Origin of the sequence: Streptomyces pseudogriseolus (assembly GCA_002154585.1) — a bacterium.
In the GTDB taxonomy this organism is placed as follows: Bacteria; Actinomycetota; Actinomycetes; order Streptomycetales; family Streptomycetaceae; genus Streptomyces; species Streptomyces pseudogriseolus.
This window is the reverse complement of the sequence record MUNG01000048.1, coordinates 1-16,090: the sequence shown is the minus strand read 5'-3', so window position 1 is coordinate 16,090 and position 16,090 is coordinate 1. Positions and strand designations below refer to the sequence as shown.

Sequence of the window (16,090 nt, the reverse complement as noted above, 5' to 3'; positions counted from 1 at the left end):
CCGCGACCGCGTCCCCGCCGGGGGAGGGGCCTCCGGCGGTCCCGCCGTCGACTCCCCTGCCCCCGTCCTCGTCGCGTCCCCGGCCCGTCCGTCCGCTGCGTCCGTCACGGGGCCATGTATCCCGCGCACCGCACCGGCACAGGCGCCCTCCAACAGGTGACACAGGTGACACAGGTGACTCAGGTGACCCGCGCGGCCCGTGCCAAGCTGCGGACATGCTGATCCTCCGCTCCGCCGCCCTGTTCGTCCTCGCCGCGATCCTGGAGATCGGCGGCGCCTGGCTGGTCTGGCAGGGTGTCCGCGAACACCGCGGCTGGATGTGGGCGGCCGGCGGCGTCCTCGCCCTCGGCGCGTACGGCTTCGTGGCCACCTTCCAGCCCGACGCCCACTTCGGCCGGGTGCTCGCCGCGTACGGCGGCATCTTCGTCGCCGGGTCGATCCTGTGGGGCGTGGTTGCCGACGGCTACCGCCCGGACCGCTGGGACATCACCGGCGCGCTGGTCTGCCTGGCCGGCATGGCGGTGATCATGTGGGGCCCGCGGGGCGGCTGACGCGGGCGCTCCGAAGGGCTGCCCGCCCCCTTCCCGCCCCCGCTTATGCTGGCCGGGCGCGGCCGTACCGCACGCGCCGACCGTCCGCCTGGAGGAGCAGCCCATGGCCACCGCCGTACCGCCCGCCGCGTCCCGTATCGCCGTCGTCACCGGGGCGAGCGGCGGGATCGGCGCCGCCACGGCACGCAGGCTCGCCGAGGCCGGCTACCGCGTCGTCCTCACGGCCCGCCGCAAGGACCGCATCGAGGCGCTCGCCGATGAGCTGACCGCGGCCGGGCACTCGGCGACGGCGTACCCCCTCGACGTCACCGACCGCGCCGCCGTCGACGAGTTCGCCACCGCGTTCCGCACCGTCGGCGTGCTGGTCAACAACGCGGGCGGCGCGCTCGGCGCGGACCCGGTCGCCACCGGCGACCCGCAGGACTGGCGCACGATGTACGAGACCAACGTCATCGGCACCCTCAACCTCACCCAGGCCCTGCTGCCCAAGCTGGACGCGAGCGGCGACGGCACGGTCGTGGTGGTCTCCTCCACCGCCGGCCACGCCACCTACGAGGGCGGCGCCGGGTACGTCGCCGCCAAGCACGGCGCGCACGTCCTCGCCGAGACCCTGCGCCTGGAGATCGTCGGCCGCCCGGTGCGGGTGATCGAGGTCGCGCCCGGCATGGTGAAGACGGAGGAGTTCGCGCTCACCCGGTTCGGCGGCGACGCGGAGAAGGCCGCCAAGGTCTACGAGGGGGTCGCCGAGCCCCTCACGGCGGACGACGTGGCCGACACCATCACCTGGGCGGTGACCCGGCCGCCCCACGTCAACATCGACCTGCTGGTCGTCCGCCCGCGCGCCCAGGCGTCGAACAGCAAGGTGCACCGGGAAGCACGATGACCACGGACGGCGAGCGGCACCGCCTGGAGCTGGAGAAGAAGCGCGAGCGCTACGTCTGGCTCTACCTCGGCTACTTCCTCTTCGGCATCCACATCGTGGCGTTCGTGATGATTTACGCGGTCAAGCACGCCAAGTAGGGCGATCCTGTACGTGTTACCGGGGACCCCCGACACGGAGGAGGACGCGCCATGCGTGACGTGACCTATGCGATGGGCATCTCGCTCGACGGCTACATCACCGGGCCGGACGGCGGCATCGACTGGTCCGCGCCCGACGAGGAGATCTTCCGCTTCTGGATCGACGAGACCCGGGGGCTCGGCGTCCACCTTCTCGGCCGGCGGCTGTACGAGACGATGCTCTACTGGGAGACCGTCGCCGACGACCCCACGCTCAGTGAGGCGGACCGCGAGTGGATCGACGTGTGGAACCCCCTGCCCAAGGTGGTCTTCTCCCGCACGCTGACAGAGGTGCGGGGCAACGCGCGCCTGGCCACCGGGAGCGTCGCCGAGGAGATCGCGCGGCTGCGGGCGGAGCCGGGCGAGGGCGACATCGCGATCGGCGGCGCGACCCTGGCCGCCGAGGCGGCCGCGGCGGGCCTGATCGACGAGTACCGCACGATCGTCCACCCGGTCCTGGTCGGCGGAGGCACCCGCTTCTTCCCCCACGACGAACGCCGCGTCGACCTCGACCTCGTCGAGACCCGCCCCCTGGCGTCGAGAGCGGTGTACCTCCGCCACCGCGTGAAGCGGTAGCCGCCGGAAACGCCGGCTGCTCGCCGAGTTGACTCACACGAGTGAACGTCGGCCGATCACCCATACGGCCGCCGAACGGCCGACCTAGGCTCGCGCCACAGATCAACTCGACGGCCATCGCGCCCGGATACGGGTCCGGCGCGAGGACCTGACCAGCGAGAAGGGCGCGACCTTCCATGGCTGCACGCGAGCCTGTCGTTCACCGGTTCATGGACCTCACGGTCCCGGAGTACGCCTACATGTTCGGCTTCCTTCAGGCCGACGGGCACCTCTCCCAGCAGCCCCGGCAGCGGGGACGACTGACGCTGGAGGTCAGCGTCAGGGACATCGACCTCCTGCGCGAGTTCCAGAGGCTGACTCCGTACAACAGCAGCATCACCCAGCGCACCCGGTCCACCAACTTCGCCGAGACACACACCTCGGCGGTCTGGTGCCTGTGTTCTCTGGAGGCCAGGACAACCCTCAACGGCCTCGGCCTCCCCTACGGGCGTAAGTCGAAGACGGTCGCACCACCGCGCGGCCGCTTCTCCGCACGCGACTACCTGCGAGGGGTCATCGACGCCGACGGATCGGTGGGGTACACGGGCAAAGGGTTCCCCTTCGTCTCTCTCACGACGGCCAGCACGGCGATCGGCCGCTACTTCTGCACCTATGTGGAAGAGGTGGCCGGCGTCAGGCGCACGGTCGGACGCAATGCCCGGGACGACATCTACAACGTGCTGATCGCCATGGAGGCGGGCCAGCGTCTGGCGACGGACCTGTACTACCCGGGCTGCCTCGCTCTGGCCCGGAAGCAGGCCGCCGCCGACTCGCTCGCTTCATGGGTGCGCCCGGCGGGGATGCGGTCCGCGTACACGTCGCGGCGCTGGACCCCGGACGAGGATCGCGTGCTGCTGCGACTGGGCAGCCCCACCACGGCAGCCGAGGTGCTCGGCCGGACGCCACAGAGCTGCAATCTCCGCATGTGGCGGCTCCGGTCCGGTCAGGTGCCCTTGCCCAGCGGGCAGTGACGGCGAAGAAGCCCCGGGCGTCACTATCCGGAGCCGCGCGCGTCAGCCCTTCACGCAGACGAACTGCTTGAGCTTCGCCACGACCTCCACCAGGTCACGCTGCTGCTCCATCACCTGGTCGATGTTCTTGTAGGCGCCCGGGATCTCGTCCAGCACGCCGGAGTCCTTCCGGCATTCGACCCCGCGCGTCTGCTCCTCCAGGTCCCGGACCGTGAAGCGCCGCTTCGCCGCGTTCCGGCTCATGCGACGCCCAGCGCCGTGCGAAGCCGAGTTGAAGGCCTTCTCGTTACCGAGCCCCTTCACGATGTAGGAGCTCGTCCCCATCGACCCGGGGATGATTCCGTACTCGCCGGAGCCCGCCCGGATCGCGCCCTTGCGGGTGACGAGCAGGTCCACCCCCTGGTAGCGCTCTTCGGCCACATAGTTGTGGTGGCAGGAGATCTCCTGCTCGAAGGTCGGCTTCGCCTTCTTGAACTCCCTGCGGACCACGTCCTTCAGGAGCCCCATCATGATCGCGCGATTGTACTTCGCGTACTCCTGCGCCCAGTACAGATCGTTCCGGTACGCCCCCATCTGGGGTGTGTCCGCCACGAAGACGGCGAGATCCCGGTCGACCAGGCCCTGGTTGTGCGGGAGGCTCTGAGCGACACCGATGTGGTGCTCCGCCAGCTCCTTGCCGATGTTGCGGGAACCGGAGTGCAGCATGAGCCAGACCGCGTCCGACTGATCGAGGCACAATTCGATCATGTGGTTGCCCGACCCGAGCGTTCCCATCTGCTTCGCCGCCCGCTCCTCGCGCCACTTCACCGCGTCCGCGACCCCGCCGAAGCGGGTCCAGAAATCGTCCCAGCCGGACGTCGCGAAGCCGTGGAGGCGGCCGGGGTCGACCGGGTCGTCGTGCATGCCGCGGCCCACCGGGATGGCCTGCTCGATGCGCGAGCGCAGCCGGGAGAGGTCGCCCGGGAGGTCGTTGGCCGTGAGGGAGGTCTTCACCGCGGACATGCCGCAGCCGATGTCGACGCCCACCGCCGCCGGGCACACCGCGCCCCGCATCGCGATGACCGAGCCGACCGTGGCGCCCTTGCCGTAGTGCACGTCCGGCATCACGGCCAGGCCCTTGATCCAGGGCAGGGTGGCGACGTTGCGCAGCTGCTGGAGCGCGCCCTCCTCGACCGTCGCCGGGTCCGTCCACATACGGATCGGCACCTTCGCGCCCGGCAGTTCCACGTACGACATGGTGTCCTCATTCCCCCGGAAAACGTACAGAAGTCTCATAACGCAAAACCGGCGCCAAGGTCGGTGAAAAGGGATGACGGACCGGCGTCCGCGGCAGTGCGTGCGATACACATTGTCTGCGACCGGCTCCCCCCTGCGGCAAGCGAATAACCAGCGGGGACACTGGAAGGACCCGGCGGGCAGCGGCCCGCACCCACCGTCGAGAGGACCTGGACCGTGCAGCGGAAGGCGTACGGACCCGGCGTCGCCGCGCTCCTCGCGGCCGTACTGGCCGGCTGCACCGGCAGCCCGGACAGCGGCGGTCAGGCGGACGACTCCAACCCGGGCAGCGCCGGCACGGCGACCCAGGCGGCCCAGCCCGGCCGGTACGCGACCCTTCCTGAGCCGTGCGGCGCCGTGGACGGCCGGACACTGGAGGAACTCCTGCCGGGGCTCGCGGAGTTGACGGACGAGCAGCAGCGGGAGAAGGCGTACGCGGGCGAGGCGACGCTGACCTACGACACCGACCGCAAGGTGGGCTGCCGTTGGAAGGTGGAGTCGCTCGCGGCGACCGACCGGCTGCTGGTGGACTTCGAGCGGGTCGTCTCGTACGACAACGCGGTCAGTGACGACGTCCAGGCCGAGGAGCTGTTCGCCCGCAAGCGGGAGGCGGCGCAGCTGCCCGAGCCGACGGTCACGGGTTCCGGTTCGCCGTCCCCGTCGGGTTCCGGTACGTCGACGGCCCCGGCGGATCCCGGCGGTTCGGCGCCGGCGTCCGGTTCGCCCTCGTCGCCCTCGTCGTCGGCGTCGCCGTCCGTCGCGCCGTCCGATCTCCAGCCGCGGGTGCTGGAGGATCTGGGCGACGAGGCGTTCCTCGACGACGCGCTCGACCGGTCCGGGTCGACCGCTCAGGAGCGCACCGTGACTGTGGCGTTCCGCACGTCCAACGTCATCGTGACCGTCGAGTACGCGGAGCAGCCGGTGACCGTCGGAGCGGTGCCGGACAGCAAGGAAATGCAGGACAGGGCCCGGAAACTGGCCGCCGAGCTGTCCGAGTCGCTGGGCGGCTGACCCTCGTTCACGGCGCCTCCACGCTCTCCGCGAAGCCCGCGAGTTACGGCCGTACGGGTGACGGGGCGCGTACCGTGACCCCTCGGACACCGTTCCGACCGCAGGGAACACGAGCGTCATGAGTGAAGGAACCATGCAGCGACGAGCACAGCGAGAGCAGCCCGAGCGAGCCAAGCGCCTGACCCGCGTCCTTGTCTGCGCGGCAGCGGTCCCCGTGATGCTGGTCGCCGCCGGCTGCTCCTCGGACTCCGGCTCCGACGACGGAGGGGACAAGGCGGCGAGCGCGTCCGCGTCGGCGAGCCCGTCGCCGACCGTGCAGGCGGCGGCGTACCGGACGCTGCCGGAGGCGTGCGGGGTGCTGACGAAGAAGACCTTGAAGGACCTGGCGCCGAAGGCGAAGTCCGGCAAGCAGGGCAGCTCGGACGACGTGGCCTCGCGGGCCAGTTGTTCCTGGAGCAGCCTGGACAACAACGGCGTGAAGGGTTCGCAGTTCCGCTGGCTGAACGTGTCGCTGCTGCGCTTCGAGTCGGACACCACGCGCGGCCCGGGCGACAAGCTGGCCAAGGAGTACTACGACAAGCAGGTGGGCGAGGTCCGGGCGACGCCGGACGCGAAGAGCCTGCGCGCGGAGGCGCTGGCGGGCACCGGCGACGAGGCGACGGCGGTGCGCTACGACCTGAAGAAGAAGGAAGGCACCTTCAAGCAGCAGACGGTCGTGGCGCGCGTGGAGAACGTGGTCGTCACGCTCGACTACAACGGCGCGGGTCTGGCGGGCGACAAGACGCCGGACGCCGACGCGCTGATGGCGGACGCGAAGAAGGCCGCCAAGGAGGCCGTGCTGTCCGTGACGAAGGCCAACGGCCCGGGTGCGGCGGCCGGTTCGCCGTCCTCCGCGCCGTCCGGCAAGGCGTCCGGCAGGCCGTCGGTGACGCCGTCCGACGCGGCGTCGGCGTCCGCCTCCGGCAAGAGCTGAACCCGCTGTACCAGAACCGGCCACCCGTCCTCCGCACACATGTGCCACTCTGTTGCGCGCAACAACACGCACTGGGAGGGGAGTACGGGTGGCCGCGCCACTGCAGCTGACACGGATGCACCGGGTTCTCATCGGCGTGGTCGTCACCGGTGCCGTCGTCATCGCCGGGATCGGCTTCGCCGGTTCGTACGCGGCGGTCCGTGAGCTGGCCCTGAAGAAGGGCTTCGGCGACTTCAGTTACGTCTTTCCGATCGGCATCGACGCGGGCATCTGCGTCCTGCTGGCGCTGGATCTGCTGCTGACGTGGATCCGCATCCCGTTCCCGCTGCTGCGGCAGACGGCGTGGCTGCTGACGGCGGCGACGATCGCCTTCAACGGCGCGGCGGCCTGGCCCGACCCGCTCGGTGTGGGCATGCACGGGGTGATTCCCGTGCTGTTCGTGGTCTCCGTGGAGGCCGCCCGGCACGCGATCGGCCGGATCGCCGACATCACCGCCGACAAGCACATGGAGGGCGTGCGGCTCACCCGCTGGCTGCTCTCGCCGGTCCCGACGTTCCTGCTGTGGCGCCGGATGAAGCTGTGGGAGCTGCGCTCGTACGAGCAGGTGATCAAGCTGGAGCAGGAGCGGCTGGTCTACCAGGCCCGGCTGCGCTCCCGCTTCGGCCGCGCCTGGCGCCGCAAGGCGCCGGTGGAGGCTCTGATGCCCCTGCGTCTCGCCAAGTACGGTGTACCGCTGGCCGAGACGGCTCCGTCGGGGCTGGCGGCGGCGGGCATAGAGCCGGCGCTGATACCCCCGGCGCCGGAGCCGCCCATGGCGGCGGACGGCCGCGCAGCCGGGGCGGCACAGGTGGGCGCGGCGGCGCCTCCCGCCGAGCAGCGCCTGGAGCTCGAGGGCCACGAGAACCCCGGTCGGGGGGAGGACGCCGCGGCCAATCCCTGGCTGCACGCCCGCGACCCGCAGTCCGTCGAGTACCAGGGCGGCTACGACCCCACGTACGACCCGGACGAGGAGTACGCCCGCTGGTACGCGGAGCAGCAGCAGGCCGAGCAGTACCAGGACCAGTACCAGGAGGAGCCGCCGCTGCAGGAGCCCTCCCCGGAGGAGACCGGCAGCTTCCCCATCCCGGTGGTGCCGGGCGGCCGCACCCGCGAGCTCGGCGAGGGCGGCGGCGTGCCCGGCGCGGAGCCGGACGAGGAGGCGTACTACCAGGTGTTCCGCCAGTCGATAGACGGCAGCTACCCCACGCCCCGCGTTCTCGGGGACAACATCGAGGCGACCTACGGCACGGCACTGAGCCCGAGCACCTTGAAGGCCCTCGCGGAACGCTTCCAGACGCGCCACACGGCGGAGATGGAAGAGGACCACATCGCGTAACGCGCGCACACGACGACAGGGGGCGCCCGGCCTGCACCGGGCGCCCCCTGTCGTCGTACCGCCGCTTACTCCCCGAGCAGGGTCCTCACCCGCTCCTGCCCCACCGCGAGCAGCAGGGTGGGCAGGCGCGGGCCCGTGTCGCGGCTGACCAGGAGCTGGTAGAGCAGGGCGAAGAAGGTCCGCTGGGCGGTCTTGATCTCCGCGGGCAGCTCCTTGGGCGTGGCGTCGGGGGAGAAGCCCGCCTGGACCTTCGGGACGCCGTAGACGAGGTGGGTCAGGCCGTCCAGGGACCAGTTGTCGGCGAGGCCGTCGAGCAGCAGTCGCAGGGACTCGCGGGCCTGCTCGTCGAGGGACTTCAGCAGCTCGGTGTCGGGCTCGTCGCGGACGATGGTGCGCTGGTCGGCGGGGACGTGGGTGTTGATCCACGCCTCGGCCTTGTCGTAGCGCGGGCGGGCCTCGTCGAGGGAGGTCAGCGGGTTCGCCGGGTCGAGGTCGCTGAGGATGCGCAGCGCCTGGTCCTCGTGGCCGGCGGTGATGTCGGCGACGGAGGCGAGCGTGCGGTACGGCAGCGGGCGGGGCGTGCGCGGCAGCTCGCCGCTCGCCGTGCGCACCGCGCGGGAGTGCGCGGCGGCGTCGGCGGGCAGGACCGAGCCGTCGGCGACCTTCGCCTCGAGGCGGTCCCACTCGTCGTAGAGGCGCTGGATCTCCTGGTCGAAGGCGACCTTGAAGGACTGGTTGGGGCGGCGGCGGGCGTAGAGCCAGCGCAGCAGCTGCGGCTCCATGATCTTCAGGGCGTCCGCCGGGGTGGGCACGCCGCCCTTGGAGGACGACATCTTCGCCATGCCGCTGATGCCGACGAACGCGTACATCGGGCCGATCGGCTGCTTGCCGCCGAAGATCCCGACGATCTGGCCGCCCACCTGGAACGACGAGCCGGGCGAGGAGTGGTCCACGCCGCTGGGCTCGAAGATCACGCCCTCGTAGGCCCAGCGCATCGGCCAGTCGACCTTCCAGACCAGCTTGCCCCGGTTGAACTCGCCCAGCCGGACGGTCTCCGAGAAGCCGCAGGACGTGCAGGAGTAGGTCAGCTCGGTGGAGTCGTCGTCGTAGGAGGTGACCGTAGTGAGGTCCTTCTCGCAGTTGCCGCAGTACGGCTTGTACGGGAAGTAGCCGGCGGAGCCGGAGCTGCCGTCGTCCTCGGCGGCGGCGCCGGAGCCCTCGGCGGCCTCCAGCTCGGCCTCGTCGACCGGCTTCTGCTGCTGCTTCTTCGCCGGGGCCTTCTTGGTGCGGTACTGCGCGAGGATCGCGTCGATGTCCGCGCGGTGCCTCATGGCGTGCAGGATCTGCTCGCGGTAGACGCCGGAGGTGTACTGCTCCGTCTGGCTGATCCCGTCGAACTCCACGCCCAGCTCGGCCAGCGACTCGACCATGGCGGCCTTGAAGTGCTCGGCCCAGTTGGGGTACGGCGAGCCCTTGGGGGCGGGGACGGAGGTCAGCGGCTTGCCGATGTGCTCGGCCCAGGTCTCGTCGACGCCGGGGACGCCGGCCGGCACCTTGCGGTAGCGGTCGTAGTCGTCCCAGGAGATCAGGTGCCGCACCTGGTACCCGCGGCGGCGGATCTCGTCGGCGACCAGGTGCGGGGTCATGACCTCGCGCAGGTTGCCCAGGTGGATCGGGCCGGAGGGGGACAGCCCGGACGCGACGACGACGGGTTTGCCCGGGGCCCGGCGCTCCGACTCCTCGATGACCTCATCCGCGAAACGGGAGACCCAGTCGGTGGTCTCGGTGCTCTGAGCCACGATCGGCACGTCCTTCTTTCTGCTCGGGCAGCCGGTACGGTCGCACGGCTGACCGTGCCATTCTCCCAGCTCCCGCGGCCACCGCGAAAACGCCTTTTCACCGGCCTCCGCGCGGCCCCGGACGCCTTCGCGGGAGGGCGTCCGCGAGGGAGGCCGCGCCCCCGCGCACGGAAAAACCGCTTTACCCCCCGTGGGATACTGACCGTGTCCATCTGACCCACGAGGAGAACGGCACCCACTCCATGGCCTCGGTCACATCGCTCACCGATCTCGTCAGCGAGCAGCTCGCGTCCGCCCTCTCCGCCACCCGGCCGGAGGCGTCCGCGGACCCGCTGCTGCGACGCAGCGACCGGGCGGACTTCCAGGCCAACGGGATCCTCGCGCTGGCGAAGAAGGCCAAGGCCAACCCGCGTGACCTGGCGGCCGAGGTGGTCTCCCGCATCACCACCGGTGACGTGATCAAGGACGTCGAGGTGTCAGGACCCGGCTTCCTCAACATCACGATCGCCGACCGGGCCGTCGTGGAGAACCTGGCCGCGCGGTACGCGGACGACACGGGCCGCCTCGGCGTGCCCCTCGCCGAGAAGCCGGGCGTCACGGTGATCGACTACGCCCAGCCGAACGTGGCCAAGGAGATGCACGTCGGCCACCTGCGGTCCGCGGTGATCGGCGACGCCCTGCGCGGCATGCTCGACTTCACCGGCGAGACGACGATCGGCCGGCACCACATCGGCGACTGGGGCACCCAGTTCGGCATGCTCATCCAGTACCTGCTGGAGCACCCGGGCGAGCTGGCCCCGCCCTCCGAGGTCGACGGCGAGCAGGCCATGTCGAACCTCAACCGGGTCTACAAGGCCTCGCGGGCGGTGTTCGACTCCGACGAGGCGTTCAAGGAGCGGGCGCGCAAGCGGGTCGTCGCCCTCCAGTCCGGCGACAAGGAGACCCTCGAGCTGTGGCAGCAGTTCGTGGACGAGTCGAAGGTCTACTTCTACTCGGTCTTCGACAAGCTCGACATGGAGATCCGGGACGAGGAGATCGTCGGCGAGTCCGCGTACAACGACGGCATGCCGGAGACCGCGCGGCTGCTCGAGGAGATGGGCGTCGCCGAGCGCTCCGAGGGCGCGCTGGTGGTGTTCTTCGACGACATCCGCGGCAAGGACGACCAGCCGGTCCCGCTGATCGTGCAGAAGGCCGACGGCGGCTTCGGCTACGCGGCCTCCGACCTGACCGCGATCCGCGACCGGGTCTTCGACCTGCGGGCGACGACCCTGCTGTACGTGGTCGACGTGCGGCAGTCGCTGCACTTCAAGATGGTCTTCGAGACCGCCCGCCGGGCCGGCTGGCTGAACGACGACGTCACCGCGCACAACATGGCCTACGGCACCGTGCTGGGCGCGGACGGCAAGCCGTTCAAGACCCGTGCGGGCGAGACGGTCCGACTGGAGGACCTGCTGGACGAGGCCGTGCAGCGGGCCGCCGAGGTCGTCCGGGAGAAGGCGAAGGACCTCACCGAGGAGGAGATCCAGGAGCGGGCCGAGCAGGTCGGCATCGGCGCCGTGAAGTACGCGGACCTGTCGACGTCGCCGAGCCGCGACTACAAGTTCGACCTGGACCAGATGGTCTCGCTCAACGGCGACACCTCGGTGTACCTCCAGTACGCGTACGCGCGGATCCAGTCGATCCTGCGGAAGGCCGGGGACGTACGGCCGGCCGCGCACCCGGAGCTGGAGCTGCACGAGGCCGAGCGCGCGCTCGGACTGCACCTGGACGCGTTCGGGGACACGGTGTTCGAGGCGGCTGCGGAGTACGCGCCGCACAAGCTGACGGCGTACCTGTACCAGCTGGCGTCGCTGTACACGTCGTTCTACGACAAGTGCCCGGTGATCAAGCCGCAGCCTCCGCGGGACGTGGCGGAGAACCGCCTGTTCCTCTGCGACCTCACGGCCCGCACGCTGACCAAGGGCATGGCGCTGCTGGGCATCAGGACGCCCGAGCGGCTCTGACGCCCCGACGGCCCTACGGCACGCGGCCCGTCCACTCCCTCGGGGGGAGCGGACGGGCCGCGGTCGTGTACGGGCCCCCGTGACCGCCGTCGGTCAGCGGCAGTTCACCCACGTGTTGGACTTGATGTAGTGGGAGGCGCCGTCGGTCGTCTTGTATCCGCGCGGGACGATGCCGCTGGAGCCGCCGTGGTTCTTCGCGGAGTACCACTTGAAGTCGCAGGACGCACCGTGGTTGTACCAGGACTTGAAGTTCTGGAAGACCGAGAACTGGGTCAGGTCCTTGTTCGTGCCGGCGACCTTCTGCATGCGTCCGGTGTAGTTCTGCCCGGACCAGACGCAGAACCAGCCCGACGGGCAGTCGCTCGCGGCGGACGGCGCGGTCTCGGCGGCCCCGGCGGACCCGGCGGTGCCGGCCAGCAGGCCCCCGGTCATGGCGACCCCGGTGGCCAGGACGGCGAGCTTGCGGGTGATGGTCATGCTGTTCCCCCTTCGAAACGCGGGTGGCGCCGGCCCCGGCGGGCCGGCTCGTCACCGAGACTGGCGGACACCGCCCCGCCACCGCCACGGCTGCCGCCGAAGTGACGTCACCGTGGGACGTTCCACCCTCTGACCTGCGGTTTCCCACGGTCGTGGGACGGTCCGGCGGGACGGCGGGACGCCGTGGCCGGAACGGTGCGGGGCCGGCGCCGAAGTCCCGTGGGGGCGCCCCTGGCTGTTGCAGAATGCGAACGGGGAGAACCCGTACGCGCGATCGGGGGAAAAGATGTCGCGTTGGAAAGCACTGCCCGCGGGCCTCGATCCCAGGGCACGGCATCTGGTGGTGAGCCTGCGCCGGCTGAAGGACCACAGCGGGCTGAGCATGCGTCAGCTGGCGGCGAAGACGGGATACAGCACGTCGTCGTGGGAGCGGTACCTGGGCGGCAGGTCGCTGCCGCCGAAGGAGGCCGTCGAGGCGGTCGCGGCGGTCGCCGGGGAGAACCCGACCCGCCTGCTGGCCCTGTGGGAGGTGGCGTCGGCGGCCTGGACGGGGCCGCCGGCGGACGCGGACGCCGCCGACACCACCCCGGCCGGGGCGACGCCCGGACCGCCCGCCCGCCGTCGACGGCCCGCGCGGGGCCCGGTCGTCGCGTGGTTGGTGACGTTCGTGCTGGTGGCCGCGTCGGCGGCGGTGCTGGTGGCGCGGGCCGTCGGGGGTGACGCGGGTCGGGCGGAGCCGCCCGCGGTGTCCACGGCCGCACCGGCCGGCGTCGCGCCGTCGCCGGTGGCCACGTCGTACACCTGCCGGATCGAGCGGATCGGCGGGCAGTGGTTCGCGGGGCTGAGCCGGACGCGGGACGCGATCCTGGCGAGCGGGCACGCCGGGCCCCAGGTCGCCGAGGCGCAGTGCCTGTTGCGGCGGGCCGGGTTCCCGCCGGGGGACATCGACGGCATCTACGGCCCGAGGACCGAGCGGGCCGTCCAGCGGCTCCAGCAGAAGGCGGGCCTGGTCGACGACGGCATCGTCGGGCCGCACACCTGGGGAGCCCTGCGCGGATGACACCACCGCTGGAACGAGCCGAACTGGCCGCCGCCCTGCGGGAGGTGCGGCAGCGCACGGGCCTGAGCCTGACGGGCCTGGAGGAGCGCACCCCGTTCAGCAAGTCCTCCTGGGGCCGCTATCTCAAGGGCGACACCCTGCCGCCCCGCGACGCGGTGCGGGCGCTGTGCCGTCTGGCGGGCGAACCGGACGGGCGCTGTCTCGCGCTGTGGGAGATCGCGGAGGCGGCGGGCAGCGGACGCGCCGCCCACGCCCCGGCGGACGCGCCGTCCCGCGGGACCGGGCGGAAGGAGGCGTCCGCGCCGCCGCCACCCGAAGGGACGAACCGGAATCGGTCGTTGCGCGTCGCGGTGGCGGTCGCGGCCGGGGCGGCGGTGCTGGCGTCGGCCGTCACCGCGGCCGTCCTGCTGACGGACGGCGGCGCGCCGGACGGCTCGGCCGGGGCGGCCCGTACGGCGCCGGCGTCCCCGGGGGCGGCCGTGGTCCCGCCGCCGCGCTGCCGGGGCGCGTCCTGCGCGGGCAAGGACCCCATCAACATGCTGTGCGGGGTCCACCCGGACACCCTCACCACCTACCGCACCGCGGTCGGCGCCCGCCTGGAGCTGCGCCACAGCCCCCGGTGCGGGACGAGCTGGGCGCGTATGTGGGCCACCGAGATCGGCGACCGCGTCGAACTGGTCGCGCCCGGCCCGCCCCGCTCCGCCGAGGTGACGGACGCCCTGGACGCGCAGGCGTACCTCTACACACCGATGGCGGTGACGAGTCCGGGCGCGGTCGTCCGGGCCTGCTTCCATTCGTCGGCCGCCGGCACGGACCCGGAGTGCTTCGAGGCCACGGTGCGCTGAACCGGGGGGCGGGAGCCGTCCCCGTCCTCACCGCGGCAGCGTCAGGCCCTCGGGTACGTCGATGCGAACTCGGCGCTCAGCCCCGCGCCCAGCCTGCGCAGCCCCTCGGCGATCTCCTCCGGTGTCTGCGTCACGAAGCACAGGCGGAGGGTGGAGCGGTCGGGTTCGCCCGCGTGGAAGGGGGCGCCGGGGACGTACGCGACGTCGTGCCGGACGACCTCGGGCAGCAGGGCCGTGGTGTCGTACGAGGACGGCAGCCGCACCCACAGGAACATGCCGCCCTCGGGGCGGGACCAGGCCGAGCCGGCGGGGAGGGCGTCGGGGAGGCCGGCCAGCATGGCGTCCCGGCGCTCGCCGTAGACGCCCGCCACGCGGCGGACGTGCGCGTCGAGGTCGCGGTCGGCGAGATAGCGGGCGGCGGCCAGCTGGTTGACGGTCGGGGTGTGCAGGTCGGCGGCCTGCTTGGCGACGGTGCAGGCGCGGCGCAGCGCCTCGGGTGCGCGCAGCCAGCCGAGCCGCAGTCCGGGCGCCATGATCTTGGAGAGGCTGCCCAGCAGCACCGTGCGGTCCTCGGCGCCCGGGTGGGCGGCGATCCACGGTACCCGCTCGCCCTCGTACCGCAGTTCGCCGTACGGGTCGTCCTCGACGATCCACAGTCCGTGCCGCGCGGCGACCTCGGCGACGGCGGCCCGGCGGGCGGCGGGGAGGGTGCGGCCGGTGGGGTTCTGGAAGGTGGGGACGGTGTAGAGCAGCTTGGGCCGCTCCCGGACCACCAGCTCCTCCAACGCGTCGGGGTGCAGGCCGTGTTCGTCGCCGGGGACCGCGACGACCCGCGCCCCGGCGAGGGCGAAGGACTGAAGTGCCGCGAGATAGCAGGGGTCTTCGACGAGCACCGTGTCGCCGGGTTCGAGCAGGGCGGTGGCGAGGAGGGACAGCGCCTGCTGGGAGCCGGTGGTGACGAGCAGGTCGTCCGGCGCGGTCGCCAGGCCGCGGGCGGTGGCGCGTGCGGCGAGCGCGGCCCGCAGCGCGGGTTCGCCCTCGGTCGTGGAGTACTGGAGCGCCCGCGCGGGCGTCTCGGCGAACACCGCCCGGTACGCCTCCGCTATGCCGTCCGCGTCGAACAGCTCCGGCGCCGGCAGGCCGCCCGCGAAGTTGATCACCTCGGGGCGTGCGGTGACCGCCAGGATGTCCCGCACGGGCGAGCCGCCGACCGCCGACGCCCGTGCGGCGAGCCGTGGGGTGGGTGCGGGGGCGGTGGACGGCTCGGTGAGGGTCATGGCACGGCTCCTGGGGCTGGGTGACGGCGACGGCGCGTTCCCGCAGCTTAAGGAAACGCGTGGTATTTACACGCGCCTTTCCGCGATCCGGACATCCCGCGCATCGCCTGCCCGGGTCTCGCCCACCCCGAGTCGTCACTCCAGCTTGGTCGTCCCCTCCGGCACCCAGCCGTCGCCGCCGATCGGGAACTCGTACGCCGGGCGGCCCTTGTTGCCGCTGGTGCGGAAGGGGCGGCCCTCGTCGTCGACGGTGAGCGTGCCGCTGCGGTCGCCGCTGGACCACTTCAGCTCCAGGTACCAGTCGACGTCGTACGCGGAGACGGAGGCGGTGACGTAGTACACCTCCGGGTCGGACTCGCTGACCTTGAACGGGAAGTCCTGGTTGCCCGGGTCGGGGGTCAGGGCCGGCCGCGCCGAGTCCAGGGAGACGCTGAACGCCCGCGTCGGGACGCCGCCTCCGCAGCCCACGCCCGGGTAGGCCATCGCGAAGTCGTTCCAGGCGAGCGGCGCCCGCTTGCCCGCGACGCGCACGGTGAGACCGTCGATCACCACCGTCTCGGGGCCGGTGCCCTGCACGGTGAGCCGCAGGTACTGCTGCCCCGAGGACACCGCGCCGTTCGCCGCCACCCAGCTCGCGGCGCCCTCCTCGACCGGCGGCGGCTTCATCTCGCTCGCCGGTTTGTCCGCCAGGTACCGCTGCGAGCAGGGGCTCTCCCACGCGTAGGGGTCCGCCTGCACGGTGACCGGCACCCCGCTCCTCTCCGCGCTGCCCTGGCTCGGCGCGTCGGCGGGCGCGGAG

The 16,090-nt window shown here is 72.0% G+C and carries 15 protein-coding genes and 1 pseudogene; 11 read left to right on the top strand and 5 right to left on the bottom strand.

The features are described 5' to 3' along the window. Nucleotides 1-215 precede the first annotated feature (215 nt). From CCN29_RS06195 to CCN29_RS06180, 5 genes are all read left to right on the top strand, one after another. Nucleotides 216-551 carry a YnfA family protein gene (locus tag CCN29_RS06195; protein ID WP_006133262.1) on the top strand — a complete coding sequence of 112 codons (336 nt, stop codon included), beginning with the start codon at nucleotides 216-218 and terminating at the stop codon, nucleotides 549-551. 103 nt (nucleotides 552-654) lie between these two features. After that, on the top strand, nucleotides 655-1,434 hold the full coding sequence (locus CCN29_RS06190) for an SDR family NAD(P)-dependent oxidoreductase (RefSeq protein WP_006133263.1): 780 nt from the start codon (nucleotides 655-657) through the stop codon (nucleotides 1,432-1,434). Then, on the top strand, nucleotides 1,335-1,571 hold the full coding sequence (locus CCN29_RS35610; protein WP_420711919.1) for a hypothetical protein: 237 nt from the start codon (nucleotides 1,335-1,337) through the stop codon (nucleotides 1,569-1,571). The genes CCN29_RS06190 and CCN29_RS35610 overlap by 100 nt, the downstream gene beginning before the upstream one ends. Nucleotides 1,572-1,622: 51 nt before the next feature. Further along, complete coding sequence (locus CCN29_RS06185; RefSeq protein WP_006133265.1) at nucleotides 1,623-2,186, top strand: dihydrofolate reductase family protein; 564 nt, start codon at nucleotides 1,623-1,625, stop codon at nucleotides 2,184-2,186. A 176-nt stretch (nucleotides 2,187-2,362) separates the two neighbouring features. Continuing rightward, a complete protein-coding gene (locus tag CCN29_RS06180; RefSeq protein WP_006133266.1) occupies nucleotides 2,363-3,196 on the top strand; it encodes a hypothetical protein in 834 nt (277 codons plus the stop codon). Nucleotides 3,197-3,238: 42 nt separating this feature from the next. Here CCN29_RS06180 and CCN29_RS06175 read toward each other — a convergent pair whose 3' ends face one another. Next, the gene (locus CCN29_RS06175) at nucleotides 3,239-4,432 is read right to left on the bottom strand and encodes an RtcB family protein (protein ID WP_006133267.1); all 1,194 of its coding nucleotides are present in this window, start codon (nucleotides 4,430-4,432) and stop codon (nucleotides 3,239-3,241) included. 216 nt (nucleotides 4,433-4,648) lie between these two features. On the opposite strand from CCN29_RS06175, the gene CCN29_RS06170 reads away from it, so the two are divergent. The 3 genes from CCN29_RS06170 (at nucleotide 4,649) to CCN29_RS06160 (ending at nucleotide 7,830) form a co-directional block, all read left to right on the top strand. Continuing rightward, complete coding sequence (locus CCN29_RS06170) at nucleotides 4,649-5,482, top strand: hypothetical protein (RefSeq protein WP_086680444.1); 834 nt, start codon at nucleotides 4,649-4,651, stop codon at nucleotides 5,480-5,482. 133 nt (nucleotides 5,483-5,615) lie between these two features. Beyond that, complete coding sequence (locus CCN29_RS06165; RefSeq protein WP_228679088.1) at nucleotides 5,616-6,455, top strand: DUF3558 family protein; 840 nt, start codon at nucleotides 5,616-5,618, stop codon at nucleotides 6,453-6,455. Nucleotides 6,456-6,543: 88 nt separating this feature from the next. Beyond that, nucleotides 6,544-7,830 carry a DUF2637 domain-containing protein gene (locus CCN29_RS06160; RefSeq protein ID WP_006133270.1) on the top strand — a complete coding sequence of 429 codons (1,287 nt, stop codon included), beginning with the start codon at nucleotides 6,544-6,546 and terminating at the stop codon, nucleotides 7,828-7,830. A gap of 65 nt (nucleotides 7,831-7,895) precedes the next feature. Here the strand turns inward: CCN29_RS06160 and lysS are convergent, their stop codons facing one another. Next, a complete protein-coding gene (gene lysS / locus CCN29_RS06155; RefSeq protein WP_086680442.1) occupies nucleotides 7,896-9,638 on the bottom strand; it encodes a lysine--tRNA ligase in 1,743 nt (580 codons plus the stop codon). Nucleotides 9,639-9,871: 233 nt separating this feature from the next. Here lysS and argS point away from each other — a divergent pair, with 233 nt between their 5' ends. Next, the gene (gene argS, locus CCN29_RS06150) at nucleotides 9,872-11,632 is read left to right on the top strand and encodes an arginine--tRNA ligase (RefSeq protein ID WP_086680440.1); all 1,761 of its coding nucleotides are present in this window, start codon (nucleotides 9,872-9,874) and stop codon (nucleotides 11,630-11,632) included. Between the two features lie 93 nt (nucleotides 11,633-11,725). Here argS and CCN29_RS06145 read toward each other — a convergent pair whose 3' ends face one another. Further along, nucleotides 11,726-12,109 carry a peptidase inhibitor family I36 protein gene (locus CCN29_RS06145; RefSeq protein WP_006133273.1) on the bottom strand — a complete coding sequence of 128 codons (384 nt, stop codon included), beginning with the start codon at nucleotides 12,107-12,109 and terminating at the stop codon, nucleotides 11,726-11,728. A gap of 286 nt (nucleotides 12,110-12,395) precedes the next feature. Here CCN29_RS06145 and CCN29_RS06140 point away from each other — a divergent pair, with 286 nt between their 5' ends. Continuing rightward, entirely contained in the window at nucleotides 12,396-13,169 is a 774-nt protein-coding gene (locus CCN29_RS06140; protein WP_242781836.1) for a peptidoglycan-binding protein, read from the top strand. Beyond that, complete coding sequence (locus tag CCN29_RS06135) at nucleotides 13,166-14,014, top strand: helix-turn-helix domain-containing protein (protein ID WP_086680437.1); 849 nt, start codon at nucleotides 13,166-13,168, stop codon at nucleotides 14,012-14,014. The genes CCN29_RS06140 and CCN29_RS06135 overlap by 4 nt, the downstream gene beginning before the upstream one ends. Nucleotides 14,015-14,055: 41 nt before the next feature. On the opposite strand, the gene CCN29_RS06130 is transcribed toward CCN29_RS06135, so the two are convergent. Together CCN29_RS06130 and CCN29_RS06125 are read right to left on the bottom strand one after the other, a co-directional pair. Further along, complete coding sequence (locus CCN29_RS06130) at nucleotides 14,056-15,291, bottom strand: aminotransferase-like domain-containing protein (RefSeq protein ID WP_006133276.1); 1,236 nt, start codon at nucleotides 15,289-15,291, stop codon at nucleotides 14,056-14,058. Between the two features lie 135 nt (nucleotides 15,292-15,426). Next, nucleotides 15,427-16,090, bottom strand: a pseudogene (locus CCN29_RS06125) (transcriptional regulator); the annotation flags it as partial.

Coding starts and splice junctions, on each gene's coding strand:
- CCN29_RS06195 (WP_006133262.1), top strand. CDS start 216: ATGCTGATCCTCCGCTCCGCCGCCCTGTTCGTCCTCGCCGCGATCCTG.
- CCN29_RS06190 (WP_006133263.1), top strand. CDS start 655: ATGGCCACCGCCGTACCGCCCGCCGCGTCCCGTATCGCCGTCGTCACC.
- CCN29_RS06185 (WP_006133265.1), top strand. CDS start 1,623: ATGCGTGACGTGACCTATGCGATGGGCATCTCGCTCGACGGCTACATC.
- CCN29_RS06180 (WP_006133266.1), top strand. CDS start 2,363: ATGGCTGCACGCGAGCCTGTCGTTCACCGGTTCATGGACCTCACGGTC.
- CCN29_RS06175 (WP_006133267.1), bottom strand. CDS start 4,432: ATGTCGTACGTGGAACTGCCGGGCGCGAAGGTGCCGATCCGTATGTGG.
- CCN29_RS06165 (WP_228679088.1), top strand. CDS start 5,616: ATGCAGCGACGAGCACAGCGAGAGCAGCCCGAGCGAGCCAAGCGCCTG.
- argS (WP_086680440.1), top strand. CDS start 9,872: ATGGCCTCGGTCACATCGCTCACCGATCTCGTCAGCGAGCAGCTCGCG.
- CCN29_RS06145 (WP_006133273.1), bottom strand. CDS start 12,109: ATGACCATCACCCGCAAGCTCGCCGTCCTGGCCACCGGGGTCGCCATG.
- CCN29_RS06140 (WP_242781836.1), top strand. CDS start 12,396: ATGTCGCGTTGGAAAGCACTGCCCGCGGGCCTCGATCCCAGGGCACGG.
- CCN29_RS06135 (WP_086680437.1), top strand. CDS start 13,166: ATGACACCACCGCTGGAACGAGCCGAACTGGCCGCCGCCCTGCGGGAG.
- CCN29_RS06130 (WP_006133276.1), bottom strand. CDS start 15,291: ATGACCCTCACCGAGCCGTCCACCGCCCCCGCACCCACCCCACGGCTC.